The following is a 15,254-nucleotide window of genomic DNA, read 5'->3' on the forward strand; positions in this document are numbered from 1 at the left end:
GGAAGTTAAGCCCTCCTGCGCCGATGGTACTGCACTCGTGAGGGTGTGGGAGAGTAGGTCACCGCCGGACAATTTTTCCCTGAAAGGGCTTGTGATGGGGGCACACACGAGTGTGCTCTAATCACAAGCCCTTTCGGCGTGTCCATAGGAGGAATTAGGTGTCCAGGTTCGGGGAACGTCCCGGCGACCGTCAGCGTGGCCAGGGAGACCGACCGCGCCGTTCCGATGGTGGCCGAACTGAAGGCGAGCGCAAGCCCAGCAGCAGCAGTGGCTACCGCCGTGACGACCGTCCCGCGGGTGACCGCGGCGGCTACAAGCGTGACGACCGGCCGGCTGGTGACCGTGGCGGGTTCCGCCGCGACGACCGTCCCACGGGCGATCGTGGCGGCTACAAGCGTGATGATCGGCCCTCGGGTGACCGTGGTGGCTTCAAGCGTGACGACCGGCCCAGCGGTGATCGCGGCGGTTACCGCCGCGACGACCGTCCGTCCGGTGACCGTGGTGGCTACAAGCGTGACGACCGGCCTGCGGGAGACCGCGGCGGTTACCGTCGCGACGACCGTCCCTCGGGTGACCGTGGTGGTTTCAAGCGTGATGATCGGCCTTCGGGTGACCGTGGCGGGTTCCGCCGCGACGACCGTCCCTCGGGTGACCGTGGTGGCTTCAAGCGTGACGATCGCTCCAGCGGTGATCGCGGCGGTTACCGCCGTGACGACCGGCCTGCGGGAGACCGCGGCGGTTACCGTCGCGACGACCGTCCCTCGGGTGACCGTGGTGGTTTCAAGCGTGATGATCGGCCTTCGGGTGACCGTGGCGGGTTCCGCCGCGACGACCGCCCGTCCGGTGACCGTGGTGGCTTCAAGCGTGACGATCGCTCCAGCGGTGATCGCGGCGGTTACCGCCGCGACGACCGTCCGTCCGGTGACCGTGGCGGCTACAAGCGTGATGACCGGCCTTCGGGTGACCGTGGTGGCTACAAGCGTGACGACCGTCCCTCGGGTGATCGTGGTGGCTACCGCCGCGATGATCGCCCCACGGGTGATCGTGGTGGCTTCAAGCGTGACGATCGCTCCAGCGGTGACCGTGGCGGTTACAAGCGTGATGACCGGCCTTCGGGTGACCGTGGCGGTTACAAGCGTGACGACCGTCCCTCGGGTGACCGTGGTGGCTACCGTCGCGACGACCGTCCGTCCGCTGACCGTGGCGGCTACAAGCGCGACGATCGCCCCTCGGGCGGGTACCGGGGCCGTGACGACCGGTCCGGTGGCGACCGCGGCGGTTACCGCCGTGACGACCGCTCGTCGGCCGCTCCTGCGCGGGAGAACCGTCCCGCTGACGACAAGCGCGACGAGCGCAGCCGTCAGCGTGCCGCCCGCTTCCAGGGGCAGCAGACCGCGGTGGAGCCGGAGAACCCGACCGCTGCCGCCGTCGAGGCGGTCGAGGGTGTCGAGGCGACCAGGGACGAGGTGATCGCCGAGGTTGGTTCGCTCGCCGAGGAGGTCGTTCCCGGCACCGTGGACGCGGACGCCGACCGGGCCGCTGACGCCGAGCCGGTGACCGAGCCCGTCGTCGAGCCGGTGCGGGAGTCCGTCGAGCCCGCGTCGAGCGAGCCCGTCGCCGTGGAGCAGCCCCGCGAGGAGCGGGCTCCGCGCCGGGACGACCGTCGTGACGAGCGTCGTGACGACCGGGACGACTTCGTGCGCGTCCGGGCGCCGCGACTGCCGGACGAGGCGGACATCTCGCTGCTCGACCCCGACGTCAAGCAGGAGCTGCGCGGACTGCCCAAGGGACTCGCCGAGATCGTCGGCAAGCACCTGGCGGCCGCGGGTCTCCTCGTGGACGAGGACCCCGAGCTGGCGCTGGAGCACGCGCGCTTCGCCCGTGCCAAGGCGGCGCGGGTGGGTGTCATCCGCGAGGCGGCCGGTCTGACCGCGTACCACGCGGGTGAGTGGGCCGAGGCGCTGTCGGAGCTGCGTGCGGCACGCCGGATGTCCTCCGGTGGCGGGCACGTCGCGGTCATGGCCGACTGCGAGCGCGCGCTGGGCCGTCCCGAGCGGGCCATCGAGCTGGCTCGTGAGGCGCAGGGCAAGCCGCTGGCCGCGGACGAGGCGGTCGAGCTGCGGATCGTCGCGGCAGGCGCTCGCCGGGACATGGGTCAGCTGGACGCCGCGGTCGTCGCGCTCCAGGGCCCGGACCTGGACCCGGAGCGTCGCGACCCGTGGAGCGCCCGGCTGTTCTACGCCTACGCGGACAACCTGGCGGCTGCCGGTCGCACCGAGGACGCTGTGAAGTGGTTCCTCAACGCGGCCGAGGTCGACGACGAGGGCGAGACGGACGCGGCGGAGCGGGCGTTCGAGCTGACGGCCGAGCCCGGCCTGGTCGCGCCCGTGCAGGATGCCGAGGACGACGCCGCTGGCACCGACGGTGCCGGGAACGGCGAGCAGGAGAACGCAGGGGAGCCGGAGGCGAAGTGAGCGAGACGTTGCTGGCGCGGTACGACGCACTGCTGCTCGATCTCGACGGCACCGTCTACCGGGGGCACGACGCCGTTCCCGGCGCGCCCGAGGCCGTGGCCTCGGCGCGTCGGCACGGCACGGCGATCCGGTTCGTGACCAACAACGCCTCCCGCCCGCCCCAGCTGGTGGCCGACCACCTCGGCGAGATCGGCTTCACGGCCACCGCCGAGGAGGTCAGCACCAGTGCTCAGGCCGGTGCGGCCCTGGTGGCCGACCGGATTCCCGCGGGCTCGAAGGTCCTCGTCCTCGGCGCTGAGGCGCTCGCGGACGAGGTCCGCCTGCGGGGGCTGGAACCGGTGCGCGATCCCGAGGGGGTCTCGGCCGTGGTCCAGGGCTTCTCCCCGGACATCGGCTGGGCCCAGCTCGCCGACGCGTCCGTGGCGATCCGCGCCGGCGCGCTGTGGGTGGCGTGCAACGTCGACGCGACCCTGCCGACCGAGCGCGGTCTGCTGCCGGGCAACGGGTCGCTGGTGGCCGTGCTGCGGACCGCGAACGGGGTGGAGCCGCTCGTCGCGGGCAAGCCCGCCGCGCCGCTGCTGGCCGGGGCCGCCGAGTCGGTGGGCGCCGTGCGGCCGCTGGTCGTGGGCGATCGGCTCGACACGGACGTGCTGGGCGCGGTCAACGCGGGGATGGACTCGCTGCTCGTGCTCACGGGTGTGTCCACGCGCGCCGAGGCGCTGGCGCTGCCGGAGGGCCAGCGGCCCACCTACGTCGCCGACGACCTGTCCGCGCTGGTGCTGCCCGCGGACGGACTCCGGCCGCGCTGATCGGCTACTTTGGTCGGGTGCACCCGGACGTTCCTCTGCCCGGACCGCCACCGGACCCGGTGGACGGCATCGACCGCGCTCTGGCCGGTCTCGACGGGCTCGATCAGCTGGAGGTCGTGGACCACGTGGCGAGGTTCGACATCGCCCACGCGGCGCTGACCGACGCGCTGACGAGCATCGACAAGGTCTGATCCGGTGACACGCAGGGCTCGGCTCGACGCCGAACTGGTGCGCCGCGGTCTGGCGCGGTCGCGGGAGCACGCGAGTCAGCTGGTCGCAGACGGGCGGGTGACGGTGCGCGGCACCGTGGCCACGAAGCCCGCGACGGCCGTGGAGCTGGACTCGCCGGTGGTGGTGCGCGAGGACGTGGACGACCCGAACTGGGCGTCGCGGGGCGCGCACAAGCTCGTGGGTGCCCTGGAGGCGTTCGACGGGCTCGTGGTTCGGGGGCGCCGCTGTCTCGACGCGGGGGCGTCCACCGGTGGTTTCACCGACGTGCTGCTGCGCTCCGGCGCGGCGCAGGTGGTGGCCGCGGACGTGGGTCGCGGGCTGCTGGACTGGCGGCTGCGCACCGACGAGCGGGTGGTCGTGAAGGACAGGACCAACGTGCGGGCGCTGACGCCGCAGGACGTCGGCGGGCCCGTCGACCTGGTCGTCGCCGACCTGTCGTTCATCTCCCTGCGGATCGTGCTGCCCGCTCTGGCGAGCTGCCTGGCCGACGGCGGTGATCTCGTGCCGATGGTCAAGCCGCAGTTCGAGGTGGGCAAGGAGCGGCTGGGCTCCGGTGGTGTGGTGCGGGACCCCGCGCTGCGCGCGGAGGCCGTGCTGGAGGTCGTGGCCGCCGCGGCGGAACTGGGTCTGCGGTTGCACGGTGTGACCGCGAGTCCTCTGCCGGGGCCGTCCGGGAACGTCGAATTCTTCGTCTGGTTGCGCCGGGGTGTGCCCCTGGAGCAGGAATCCGCCGCCGAACTCGTGCGAACAGCGGTGAGCGAGGGACCCACATGACACTGCCCGACGAGGACCGCGAGGTCCTGCTGATCGTCCACACCGGACGCCGGAGCAACATCGACCTGGCGCAGATGGTGGCTGACACGTTCGCGCGGGGTGGTGTGCGGCTGCGGGTGCTGGAGGACGAGGCTCCCGAGCTGGACCCGTCCTGCTACACGCAGGTCGTCCCCGCCGACGACAAGGCGGCCGAGGGCACCGAGCTGGTGTTCGTCCTGGGCGGTGACGGCACGCTGCTGCGCGCGGCGGAGCTGGCGCGCCCGGCGGGGGTGCCGGTGCTGGGGGTGAACCTGGGCCGGGTGGGGTTCCTCGCGGAGGCGGACTCGCACGCGCTGCACGAGGCGGTGCAGGCGGCGATCAACCGGAAGTACCGCGTCGAGGAGCGGATGACGCTCGACGTGACGGCGACGCTGGGCGGGAGGGTCCTGGCCGACACGTGGGCCTTCAACGAGGCCAGTGTGGAGAAGAGCGCGCGGGAGCGCATCCTCGACGTGGTCGTGGAGGTCGACGGCCGCCCGGTGTCGGCGTTCGGCTGCGACGGCGTGCTGTGCGCGACGCCGACCGGGTCGACGGCGTACGCGTTCTCGGCGGGCGGGCCGGTGGTGTGGCCGGACGTGCAGGCGCTGCTGGTGGTGCCGAGCAACGCGCACGCGCTGTTCGCGCGTCCGCTGGTGGTGTCGCCGGTGTCGGTGGTGGCGCTGGAGGTCGATCCGAGCGGGCACCCGGCCGTGCTGTGCTGCGACGGCCGGCGGACGTTCCACCTGCCGCCGGGCAGCCGGATCGAGGTCGTGGGCGGAAAGGTGCCGGTCAAGCTGGTGCGGTTGCGCGAGGACCCGTTCACGGACCGGCTGGTGGAGAAGTTCACGCTGCCCGTGCAGGGCTGGCGGGGCCCCGCTCGGGAGTGACCTCGCGGGGCGGCGGAACCGCTCCGTTCGGACACGGTTCGCCGGTGCGTTCGGCCACTGAGCCGGAGCCCGTCTCCCCGATGTCGGCCGGGGCGACTAGGGTTCGCCCTGTGCTGGCCGAGATGCGCATTCAGGGCCTCGGCGTGATTGATGAGGCCACCCTCGAACTGGACCCGGGTTTCACCGTGGTGACGGGTGAGACCGGAGCGGGCAAGACCATGGTCGTGACCGGGCTGCACCTGCTCGGTGGCGGCCGAGCGGAGGCGTCGAGAGTACGGACCGGTGCCGATCGCGCGATCGTGGAGGGGAGGTTCCTCGCCCCCGCCGGGAGTCCGGCGGCGAAGGTCGCCGACGAGGTCGGTGGTGAGGCCGACGAGGACGGGACGCTGATCGCGGTCCGCACCGTGGGTGCCGACGGCAGGTCGCGCGCGCACCTCGGTGGACGTTCGGTTCCGGTGGGCGTGCTGTCCGAGCTGGCGGAGCAGCTGCTCGCGGTGCACGGGCAGAACGACCAGCTGCGGCTGATGCGCCCGTCCGAGCAGCGGGCCGTGCTGGACCGCTTCGCCGGGGACGAGGTCGCCGGGTCGTTGCGGGAGTACCAGCGCATCCGCGGGGAGTGGCTGCGGGTCGCGACGGAGCTGACGGAGCGCTCCGAGCGGTCGCGCGAGCTCGCTCGCGAGGCGGACCTGCTGCGGCACGGGCTGGCTGAGATCTCCGCGGTGGCGCCGAAGCCGGGCGAGGACGTCGAGCTGGTGGAGGAGGCGCGCAGGCTCGCCGACGCCGATCAGCTCCGCGAGGCGGCCACGGGCGCGCAGTACGCGGTGAGCGGTGCCCTCGACGGTGATCCGGACACGCCCGGTGCGCTGGGGCTGATCGGGGAGGCGCGGCGCAGGCTGGCGACGTCGGAGGACCCGGCGCTGCGGGAGCTGGAGCCGCGGCTGGTGGAGGCGGCGGCGCTGCTGGCGGACGTGGGCGCGGAGATCGGCGCCTACCTGGAGCGCTTGGAGGCCGATCCGGGCCGGTTGGAGCAGGTGCTGGCGCGGCAGGCCGAGCTGAAGCACCTGACCCGCAAGTACGCCGCGGACGTGGACGGCGTGATCGCGTGGGCGGAGCAGGCCGAGCAGCGCCTGTCGGGGCTGGACACGTCGGAGGAGGCGCTGTCGGCGCTGGCGGCGCGGCGCGACGAGCTGGCCGCGGAGCTGGCGGTGGTGGCGCAGCAGGTCACGGCGGCGCGGACGGCGGCGGCCCAGGAGCTGGGCAGGGCCGTGTCCGACGAGCTGGACGGGCTCGCGATGCCGCACGCCACCGTCGAGGTGTCGGTGCGGCCGCGGACGGCGGAGCAGGGCGACGCGCAGGCGCTGGAGGTGGGCCGGGTGCGGTTGCACGCCGGTGCCAGCGGTGTGGACGAGGTGGAGCTGCGGCTCGTCGCGCACCCCGGTGCTCCGGCGCTGCCGGTGCACAAGGGCGCGTCCGGTGGTGAGCTGTCGCGGGTGATGCTGGCGCTGGAGGTCGTGCTGTCGCACTCCGATCCGGTGCCGACGCTGGTGTTCGACGAGGTCGACGCCGGTGTGGGTGGCCGGGCGGCGGTGGAGGTGGGCCGCCGGTTGGCGCGGCTGGCGCGCAGCCACCAGGTCGTGGTGGTGACGCACCTGCCGCAGGTGGCGGCGTTCGCGGATCGGCACCTGGTGGTGGACAAGAGCGCTGACGGGGTGTTCACCCGCAGCGCGGTGCGCAGGCTCGACGAGTCGCAGCGCGTGGTGGAGCTGGCGCGGATGCTGGCGGGCATGGACTCGACGGACACGGGTCGTGCGCACGCGGAGGAGCTGCTGGCGGCGGCGAAGGCCGACAAGGAGAGCGCGCCGGTGGTGCGGCGCGGGGGGAAGAAGGGCTGAGCGGATCGGGTCTTCCGTGGGACGATCGTCCGGTGACCAGATCTGTGGACGCCGTCGAAGCCGACCACGGGCTGCCGCCCGCTCGCCCGTCTGCCGCGTTGACAGCCGGGCTGCTCGACGACGCGGTCGGCGGGTGACGGACCGGTGCGCCCGAACGGAGAGCCCGTCGATTCCGGTGCCGCTGCCGACGCCGACACCGGTGAGGTTCCGGTGTTCACCGTCGTGGGTGGTGGTTTCACCCGTTGGTGGAAGGTCGGGCTGCTGGCGCTGACCGCCGGTGCGGCGCTGGTGATCGGCGGGACGTCCGGCCGCCTGTGGTCGATCGTCAACGTGGCGGGCGAGGGCACGGTGGGCAGCAGCGACCAGGACTTCGAGGTGACCACGACGGGGTGGGCGGTGGTGCAGTCGGGGCCGATAGGTGGAGGCGGCACGTCCCGCTACGGCGCGCCCCTGCTCGTCGGTGGGGTGCTGATGATCGTGGCGGTGGTGTTCCTGCTGGTCGCGAGCCACGCCTCGGCCGGTGTGCTGGCGGCGGCGCGGGCGAGCGCGGCGGTGGCGGCGGCGTTCGTGGTGAGCGCCACCTGGGCGGTGTTCGCGAACTACGCGGCGATGCGGGGGCAGTTCTCCGGCGGGATGATCGCGATCGAGCTGGGCGGGGGTGCGCGGGCGCTGCTCGGCGGGTCCGCGCTGGCGGTGCTGGGCGCCGTGCTGGTGCTTCCGCGCCCGCTGACCGAGCGGAGGCTCGTCGCTCCGGCCGTGCACGTGCTCGACGATCCGGAGGAGCACGCGCGGCGCTACCCGTCGCTGTTCCCGGACGAGCCGGGGCGATCCGACGACAGGTGATCGTCTCGTCGGCCGGCACTCCCGAACGGTCGCTGTGCGTTCGTGCGGAGTGTCGTGGTGACCCGTTGGAACTGCGCGTTCGTGGACGGGTCGTGCAGCGGTTGCACCGAGAGCGTGTGCGATTAACCCACCACAGCAAGGGAATCAACTGCACGACCGGGCGAATTGGACGTCCACAGTGGAACTGACCGGTCGTTGACCTGGGTAGATCTTCTCTCGGCGTGGCGCGACGGTGAGGCGTCGTGGATTTGTCACCATCGGAGCCATGAAGCTCTCCGGGTTGATGCACCGCGCGAACCAGGAACTGCCCGGCGTCACCGGGATCGCCCGCGTCGACCGGCGCACGAGCGATCTGCTCCGCAGGCTGAGTCCCGGTGACGTCGCCGTCCTCGACCACCTCGACATCGACCGGCGCACCGCGGAGGCGCTGGTGGCCGCGGAGGTGGCCGGGGTCGTCAACGCCTCGCCGTCGATCTCCGGCCGCTTCCCGAACCTGGGGCCGGAGCTGCTGATCGAGGCGGGCGTGCCGCTGATCGACGGCATCGGCGCAGTCGCGCTGCGCCGGATCAAGGAGGGCACGAAGCTGCGGCTGCTCGACGGCGTCGTCCTCGCGGGGGGCCGCGAGCTGGCCAGGGGCGTCGAGCAGACCGCCGACTCGGTCGCCGAGGCGATGATCGAGGCGAAGGCCGGCATGGCGGCCCAGCTGGAGGCGTTCTCCGCCAACACCATCGAGTTCCTGCGGCGGGAGCGGTCGCTGATCCTCGACGGCGTGGGCGTGCCCGAGCTGTACGTGCCGATGAAGGACCGGCAGGTGCTGGTCGTCGCCGGTGGTCCGGGGCACGCGCCGGAGCTGCGCGCGCTGCGCCGGTACGTCCGCGAGCACCGGCCGGTGCTCGTCGGCGTCGAGGCGGGCGCCGACCTGCTGTTCGACGCGGGGCTCGTGCCGGACGTCGTCGTGGGCGACCCGGACGGCATCGGCACCGCGACCCTGAAGGCGGCCTCGGAGGTCGTCGTGCCCGCCCAGACCGACGGGCACGCGCCGGGGCTCGGCCGCATCCAGGACCTCGGCATCGGCGCGGTGACGTTCCCCGCGAGCGGCAACGCCGAGGACCTCGCGCTGCTGCTCGCGGAGGCGCACGGCGCGAGCCTCGTGGTGACCGTGGGGCTGCGGGCGGGACTGCGGGAGTTCCTCGACCGCGGCAACTGCGGTTCCACCCCCTCCACGTTCCTGACCAGGCTCAAGCTCGGCGGCAAGCTCGTCGACGGCGAGGCCGTCGCGACGCTGCACCGCGACCGCGTGTCCGCGGGCGTCCTCGCCCTGCTCGTGCTGGCCGCCGTGGTCGTGATGTTCGCGGCGCTCACCGTCTCCGGCGTCGGCCCCGCCTACGCGGACCTGGCCGCCGACAACTGGAACTCCCTGCTCGACCGGTTGAAGGAGCTGCAGTCGTGATCTCCCTGCGCTACCACCTCGTCTCCGTCGCGGCGGTCTTCCTGGCGCTGGCCGCGGGCGTCGTCCTGGGCTCCACGGCGATCAGCGGTCGTCTGCTGTCCGGGCTCAGCGAGGACAACACCTCGCTGGGCGAGGAGATCAGCGGGTTGCAGGCCGAGCGCGACGCGCTGGGCGCGAAGCTCGCCGAGGCAGACCTGTTCGCCACCTCCGTGGGACCGCTGGCGGTGCGGGGGCAGCTCACCGATCGCACGGTGGTCGTCGTGACGACCTCCGACGCCCGTCCCGGTGACCGCGACGCGCTCGCCGAGCTGCTGGAGTCCGCCGGCGCCACCGTCACCGGCGAGCTCCAGCTCACCGAGTCCTTCACCGACCCGGACGAGGCCGACCAGCTGCTGGACCTGGTGGCGCGGCTGCAACCGGCCGGCACCCGCCTGCCCACGGCCGCCGATCCCGGCACGCGCGCCGGCGGGCTGCTGGGGTCGCTGCTGCTGCTGAACGAGAAGTCGGAGCCGCAGGCGTCCGCCGACGAGACCGCCGCCGCGCTCAGCGGCCTGTCCAGCGCCGGGTTCGTCAAGCAGGGGCCCGGTCTGCGCCCGGCCCACCTCGCCGTGGTGCTCACCGGCGGCGCCGTGGCGGCGGACTCCGCGGCCGACCGGGCGGCCACGATCGCCCGGTTCGCCACGCAGCTCGACCGCTCGGGCGCGGGCGCGGTCCTCGCGGGCGGCGGCGGTTGCGCCGACGGCACCGGGGCGGTGGGCGCGGTGCGCGCCGACACGTCGGCCACGTCCGTGCTGTCCACGGTCGACAGCCTCGACACGCCGGCCGGGCGGATCGTCGTGGTGCTCGCGCTGCGGGAGCAGCTGGACGGCGGAGCTGGCCGCTACGGGGTCGCGGGCAACGCGGAGGCCGCGTCTCCGGGCGTCGCGAGCTGAGCGCTGCGCCGTACGGGTGACGGGCGGGCCGGGTCGTGGTGCGCTGGGTGACCGGGGACGTGTTAGCGTTGGGGCCCGTGGACAGGGAGGACGTCGAAGCCTCCCGGCAAATCTAGAACCAGCCTCGGCTGTGGACCACGGGAGCCTCGTTGGTGCTTCAAGCACGTACGACCAAGCACGTTTTCGTCACCGGGGGCGTCGCCTCCTCCCTCGGCAAGGGGCTCACCGCGTCCAGCCTCGGTCAGTTGCTGACCTCGCGCGGACTGCGGGTCACCATGCAGAAGCTCGACCCCTACCTGAACGTGGACCCCGGAACGATGAACCCGTTCCAGCACGGCGAGGTGTTCGTCACCGAGGACGGGGCCGAGACCGACCTGGACATCGGTCACTACGAGCGGTTCCTGGCTCGTGACCTGTCCGGCGAAGCCAACGTCACCACCGGTCAGGTGTACTCCGAGGTGATCGCCAAGGAGCGGCGGGGCGAGTACCTGGGCGACACCGTCCAGGTGATCCCGCACATCACCGACGAGATCAAGCGGCGCATCCGCGCGATGGCCGAACCCGACGCCGAGGGCCTCGTGCCCGACGTCGTGATCACCGAGGTCGGCGGGACCGTCGGCGACATCGAGTCGTTGCCGTTCCTGGAGGCCGCCCGCCAGGTGCGTCACGACGTGGGCCGCGACAACGTGTTCTTCCTGCACGTGTCGCTGGTGCCCTACCTCGCGCCGTCGGGTGAGCTGAAGACCAAGCCGACGCAGCACTCCGTCGCCGCGCTGCGCAACATCGGCATCCAGCCCGACGCCATCGTGTGCCGGGCGGACCGGGAGATCCCCGACGCGCTCAAGCGCAAGATCGCGCTGATGTGCGACGTGGACACCGACGCCGTCGTCGCGGCCGTCGACGCGCCGTCGATCTACGACATCCCGAAGGTCGTGCACGCCGAGGGCCTGGACGCCTACGTCGTGCGCCGTCTCGACCTGCCGTTCCGCGAGGTCGACTGGACGGTGTGGGGCGACCTGCTGGACCGGGTGCACAACCCGTCGGAGACCGTGCGCATCGGCCTGGTCGGCAAGTACGTCGACCTGCCCGACGCGTACCTGTCGGTCACCGAGGCGCTGCGCGCCGGCGGGTTCGCGCACCGGGCCAAGGTGCAGGTCGTGTGGGTGCCGTCGGACGACTGCCGCACGCCGAGCGGTGCGGCGCAGGCACTGGCGGGCCTGGACGGCGTGCTGATCCCCGGCGGGTTCGGCGTGCGCGGCATCGAGGGCAAGATCGACGCCATCACCCACGCCCGCACCAGGGGCGTCCCCGTGCTGGGGCTGTGCCTGGGGTTGCAGTGCGTGGTCATCGAGGCGGCGCGCAACCTCGCGGGGATCGCCGAGGCGAACTCGGCGGAGTTCGAGGAGACCACGCCGGAGCCGGTCATCAGCACGATGGCCGACCAGCAGGACGTGGTGGCCGGTGAGCGCGACATGGGCGGCACGATGCGGCTGGGCGCGTACCCGGCGAAGCTCCTGCCGGGGTCCGTCACCGCCGCCGCCTACGGCTCCACCGACGTCTCCGAGCGGCACCGGCACCGCTACGAGGTCAACAACGCCTACCGCGACCGCCTGTCCGCGGCCGGGCTGGTGTTCTCCGGCACCTCCCCGGACGGCCGCCTGGTCGAGTTCGTGGAGCTGCCCGCCGACGTGCACCCGTTCTTCGTGGCCACGCAGGCGCACCCGGAGCTCAAGAGCCGCCCGACGAAGCCGCACCCGCTGTTCGCGGCGTTCGTGCGGGCCGCGCTGGACTACCGGCTCGCCGAGCGCCTGCCCGTGGAGCTGCCGGAGAAGGCGGGGGTCGGCCAGTGAGCGCACCGGGGGCCAGGCACGAGTTCACGACCGTGTCCAGCACCGACGTCCACGTGGGTCGCGTCGTGGCGCTGCGGGTGGACGAGGTCGCCATGCCCGGTGGCGGCACCGCGAAGCGCGAGGTCGTCGAGCACCTGGGCGCGGTGGCCGTGGCGGCCGTGGACGAGCAGGACCGCGTCGTGCTGATCCACCAGTACCGGCACCCGCTGGGCAAGCGCATCCGGGAGCTGCCGGCCGGGCTGCTCGACGCCGAGGGGGAGAACCCCGTCGACGCCGCGCGCCGCGAACTGGCCGAGGAGGTCGGGCTGGCCGCGGCGGAGTGGTCGACGCTGGTCGACGTGGCCGCCTCGCCCGGGTTCACCGACGAGGTCGTGCGGGTGTTCCTGGCCCGCGGGCTGAGCGAGGTGGACCGCGAGGTCATGGGCGAGGAGGAGGCGGACCTGGAGGCCGAGCGCGTGCCCCTGGACCGCGCCGTGGACATGGCACTGGCCGGGGAGATCGTGAACGGCGCGGCCGTGGCCGGTCTCCTGGCCGCGCAGGCCGTGCTGGCCGGGCGCGCGCGGCCCCGGCCGGCCGACGCGCCCTTCACCGACCGGCCGACGCGCTTCGCGTCCCGCTAGGGAGCGCGCCGCTGGTCCTGGCGTTCGTGTCAGGACCAGCGGCGGAAGCCACCCTCGCTGTTGACGACCTGACCGGTGACCCACCGGCCCTCGTCCGACACCAGCCAGGCGATCAGCCGGGCCGGGTCGTCGGGCTGCCCCCACCGACCGCCGGGGAAGCGGCGAGCCACGCGGTGCAGGTCCTCCGGCGAGGCGTAGCCGGTGTCCACCGGGCCGGGGTTGACCGCGTTCACGGTGATGCCCCGGTCGGCGAGCGCGTCGGCGATCGTCGGCGTGATCGACGCCAGCGCGCCCTTGCTGGCCGCGTAGGCGATCTCGTCCACCATCGGCCCGAGGTCCTGACCGGAGGTCAGGAACACCACCCGGCCCCCGTCGCGGTCGTCGTGCTGCGCCGCGAACGCTTGCGCCAGCAGGATCGACGAGCGCGTGTTGACCGCGTGGTGGGCGTCCAGCATCGCCGCGTCGAGCGTGCCCAGCGGGCCGTCGCCGCCGCTGAGCGCGTGGTTGCACACCAGCGCGTCGACGTGGCCGAACCCGGACACCGCGGCGTCGACCAGGTGCTCGGGCGCTCCGGGAGCGGTCAGGTCGAGTCCCAGGTGCCGCACGCGGACGCCGACGGCGGTGAGATCGGCGGCGATGGCGTCGGGACCGTCCGGGTCGGCGCCCCACGGCTGCTCGCGGTCGTGCGGCACGTGGTGGTGCAGGAACAGGTCGGCGCCCAGTTCGGCGAGCCGCGTGGCGACGGCGTGGCCGATGCCGGCTCGCCTGCTCACGCCGGTGATCAGGGCGACGCGGCCCCGCAGCGAGGTCACGAGGTGCTCTCGGAGGACGGGGGGCCTGGACGGGTCGGCCCGTACGGTGGGGGAGGCTGTCGCGGGTGGATCACCAGGGGGAGGGTAGAGGAGATGGCGGGTGCCGGTGCTCGATCCGGACGATCGGCCGCGGGACCCCTCGCGGTCGCGCTCGGCGCGGTCGCGAGCGCGGGCGTGCTGCTGTTCGTCGACCCCTCGGAGCCGGGGTCGTGGCTGCCCCGCTGCCCGTTCCACGCGCTGACCGGACTGAACTGTCCCGGCTGCGGCGGCACGCGTATGGCGCACGCCCTGCTGCACGGCGACCTGGCCGCCGCGTTCGGGTTCAACGCCCTGCTGCTCGTGGTGGGCCTGCCGCTGCTGGCGTGGCTGTGGGTGCGGTGGTTGCGCGCGGCGCGGCGCGGCGAGCGGACACCGCAGGTGCCGCGGGCGGTCGTCGTCCCCGCGCTGGTGGTGGCGGTCGGCTGGACCGTGGTGCGCAACCTCGCCGGGTGGTGAGACCGGCGGTCAGTCGCGCAGCTTGCGGCCCTGCGCGTCCGTGCCGCCGTTGACCAGCAGGACGACCCCGTCGACCAGGGACCAGATCCCGAATCCGCCGCAGGTCACGAGTTGCAGGACGCCCAGGACCGTGTGGCCGGTGTAGAAGCGGCCGATGCCGAAGTAGCCGAGGAAGAGCTGGAGGATTCCCGCGACGATCTTCGACTTCTCCGACAGCGGCTGGCCGGTGAGCGGGTCCCGGCCCCACGGCGCACCGGGGTCGTACCCCACCGGCTGCGGCGGGCCGTACCGGGTGGTCGGGTAGCCGTGCGGGCCGCTGGGCGGCCCGACGTGCGGGGGAGGCGCGGGGAACGCGTGCGGGCCGGACGGCGGGCCGAACGTCGCGGTGGGCGGCATCGAGCCCAGCGGCGGCACGGGCGGCGCGAGGAACGCCGGGTGCGGCGCGGGCAGGTCGGCGAACAGCGCGCCCAGCTCGGGCAGCGTCTGACCGGCGGAGGCGCGGCCGACGCGCTCCTCGAACTCGTCGAGCGCGAGACGACCCGCCGCGTAGTGGTCGTTCAACGCGCGGATCGCGGACTCCCGCTCGGCGTCGCCGATGCGCATCGAGTTCGGGTCGAAGGGTGCTGACACCCGCTCACGGTAACGGATCGTCCCCGCTCAGCGGGGCGTTGTGACGGGAAACCGGCGCGCGCGACGACGTGCGCTGGACAGGTCTGGGGACATTTCGTGTCACTTCGTAACGGAGTTCCTGTCACAGCCGTCGTCGCACCGGTACGGTGTTTTCGTGCCGAACTTGGAGGAGCCGCAGAGATCGCACATCGAACTCGCCGGGGTCCTGCACGCGCTGAGCGACCCGACGAGGCTCAGGGTGGTGCGTCAGATCCAGGCGAACGGCGAACAGCTGTGCGGCGACTTCGCCGTCGGCGTCGCGAAGTCCACGCTGTCCCAGCACCTGAGGGTGCTGCGGGAGAACGGCATCACCAGGACGCGCTGCTGCGGGAACCAGCGGTGGGTGTCGCTGCGCCGCGAAGACCTGGACGAGCTGTTCCCCGGACTGCTCGACGTGGTGCTCACCGCCGTGTCCCGGCCCGGTGTGCCCGTCTGATCGGCGTGCGCGACGGATCGGCCGGCGTCCGCCCGGCGAGGCGCGTTGCCGCACCGCCGTCC

General features: G+C 73.3%; 16 protein-coding genes and 1 rRNA gene. 15 read left to right on the plus strand and 2 right to left on the minus strand.

The window, feature by feature from the left end; all coding sequences use genetic code 11:
* The 13 genes from rrf to IMZ35_RS28115 all read left to right on the plus strand — a co-directional run.
* A 5S ribosomal RNA gene (gene rrf, locus IMZ35_RS32350) occupies positions 1 to 70 on the plus strand; the annotation flags it as partial.
* 125 nt (positions 71 to 195) lie between these two features.
* A complete protein-coding gene (locus IMZ35_RS32355; RefSeq protein WP_438816911.1) occupies positions 196 to 1,470 on the plus strand; it encodes a hypothetical protein in 1,275 nt (424 codons plus the stop codon).
* Positions 1,398 to 2,474 carry a tetratricopeptide repeat protein gene (locus IMZ35_RS32360; protein ID WP_438816912.1) on the plus strand — a complete coding sequence of 359 codons (1,077 nt, stop codon included), beginning with the start codon at positions 1,398 to 1,400 and terminating at the stop codon, positions 2,472 to 2,474. Before IMZ35_RS32355 ends, IMZ35_RS32360 begins: the two co-directional genes overlap by 73 nt.
* Positions 2,471 to 3,283, plus strand: coding sequence for an HAD-IIA family hydrolase (locus IMZ35_RS28070; RefSeq protein WP_199444220.1), 813 nt, complete (start codon positions 2,471 to 2,473; stop codon positions 3,281 to 3,283). Before IMZ35_RS32360 ends, IMZ35_RS28070 begins: the two co-directional genes overlap by 4 nt.
* Positions 3,284 to 3,300: 17 nt before the next feature.
* A complete protein-coding gene (locus IMZ35_RS28075) occupies positions 3,301 to 3,474 on the plus strand; it encodes a hypothetical protein (protein ID WP_199444221.1) in 174 nt (57 codons plus the stop codon).
* Positions 3,475 to 3,478: 4 nt separating this feature from the next.
* Entirely contained in the window at positions 3,479 to 4,288 is an 810-nt protein-coding gene (locus IMZ35_RS28080; RefSeq protein WP_199444222.1) for a TlyA family RNA methyltransferase, read from the plus strand.
* Complete coding sequence (locus IMZ35_RS28085) at positions 4,285 to 5,193, plus strand: NAD kinase (RefSeq protein ID WP_199444223.1); 909 nt, start codon at positions 4,285 to 4,287, stop codon at positions 5,191 to 5,193. Before IMZ35_RS28080 ends, IMZ35_RS28085 begins: the two co-directional genes overlap by 4 nt.
* A 110-nt stretch (positions 5,194 to 5,303) precedes the next feature.
* Positions 5,304 to 7,085, plus strand: coding sequence for a DNA repair protein RecN (recN, locus tag IMZ35_RS28090; protein WP_199444224.1), 1,782 nt, complete (start codon positions 5,304 to 5,306; stop codon positions 7,083 to 7,085).
* A 210-nt stretch (positions 7,086 to 7,295) separates the two neighbouring features.
* Positions 7,296 to 7,928, plus strand: coding sequence for a hypothetical protein (locus IMZ35_RS28095; RefSeq protein WP_199444225.1), 633 nt, complete (start codon positions 7,296 to 7,298; stop codon positions 7,926 to 7,928).
* 265 nt (positions 7,929 to 8,193) lie between these two features.
* Positions 8,194 to 9,378, plus strand: a complete 1,185-nt coding sequence (steA, locus tag IMZ35_RS28100) for a putative cytokinetic ring protein SteA (protein ID WP_199444226.1) — start codon at positions 8,194 to 8,196, stop codon at positions 9,376 to 9,378.
* Positions 9,375 to 10,310 (plus strand): copper transporter, encoded by a 936-nt coding sequence (locus tag IMZ35_RS28105; RefSeq protein WP_199444227.1) that lies wholly within the window; start codon positions 9,375 to 9,377, stop codon positions 10,308 to 10,310. The genes steA and IMZ35_RS28105 overlap by 4 nt, the downstream gene beginning before the upstream one ends.
* Positions 10,311 to 10,459: 149 nt before the next feature.
* Positions 10,460 to 12,160, plus strand: a complete 1,701-nt coding sequence (gene pyrG / locus IMZ35_RS28110; RefSeq protein ID WP_199444228.1) for a CTP synthase — start codon at positions 10,460 to 10,462, stop codon at positions 12,158 to 12,160.
* A complete protein-coding gene (locus IMZ35_RS28115; protein WP_199444229.1) occupies positions 12,157 to 12,780 on the plus strand; it encodes an NUDIX domain-containing protein in 624 nt (207 codons plus the stop codon). The genes pyrG and IMZ35_RS28115 overlap by 4 nt, the downstream gene beginning before the upstream one ends.
* A gap of 29 nt (positions 12,781 to 12,809) precedes the next feature.
* On the opposite strand, the gene IMZ35_RS28120 is transcribed toward IMZ35_RS28115, so the two are convergent.
* On the minus strand, positions 12,810 to 13,592 hold the full coding sequence (locus IMZ35_RS28120) for an SDR family oxidoreductase (protein WP_307868927.1): 783 nt from the start codon (positions 13,590 to 13,592) through the stop codon (positions 12,810 to 12,812).
* Positions 13,593 to 13,685: 93 nt separating this feature from the next.
* On the opposite strand from IMZ35_RS28120, the gene IMZ35_RS28125 reads away from it, so the two are divergent.
* Positions 13,686 to 14,087, plus strand: coding sequence for a DUF2752 domain-containing protein (locus IMZ35_RS28125; protein ID WP_199444230.1), 402 nt, complete (start codon positions 13,686 to 13,688; stop codon positions 14,085 to 14,087).
* 9 nt (positions 14,088 to 14,096) lie between these two features.
* Here IMZ35_RS28125 and IMZ35_RS28130 read toward each other — a convergent pair whose 3' ends face one another.
* Positions 14,097 to 14,717, minus strand: a complete 621-nt coding sequence (locus tag IMZ35_RS28130; protein WP_307868928.1) for a DUF1707 domain-containing protein — start codon at positions 14,715 to 14,717, stop codon at positions 14,097 to 14,099.
* A gap of 154 nt (positions 14,718 to 14,871) precedes the next feature.
* On the opposite strand from IMZ35_RS28130, the gene IMZ35_RS28135 reads away from it, so the two are divergent.
* On the plus strand, positions 14,872 to 15,192 hold the full coding sequence (locus tag IMZ35_RS28135; protein ID WP_199444231.1) for an ArsR/SmtB family transcription factor: 321 nt from the start codon (positions 14,872 to 14,874) through the stop codon (positions 15,190 to 15,192).
* Positions 15,193 to 15,254 lie beyond the last annotated feature (62 nt).

It is taken from the genome of Umezawaea beigongshangensis (assembly GCF_016464305.1).
GTDB lineage: Bacteria > Actinomycetota > Actinomycetes > Mycobacteriales > Pseudonocardiaceae > Umezawaea_A > Umezawaea_A beigongshangensis.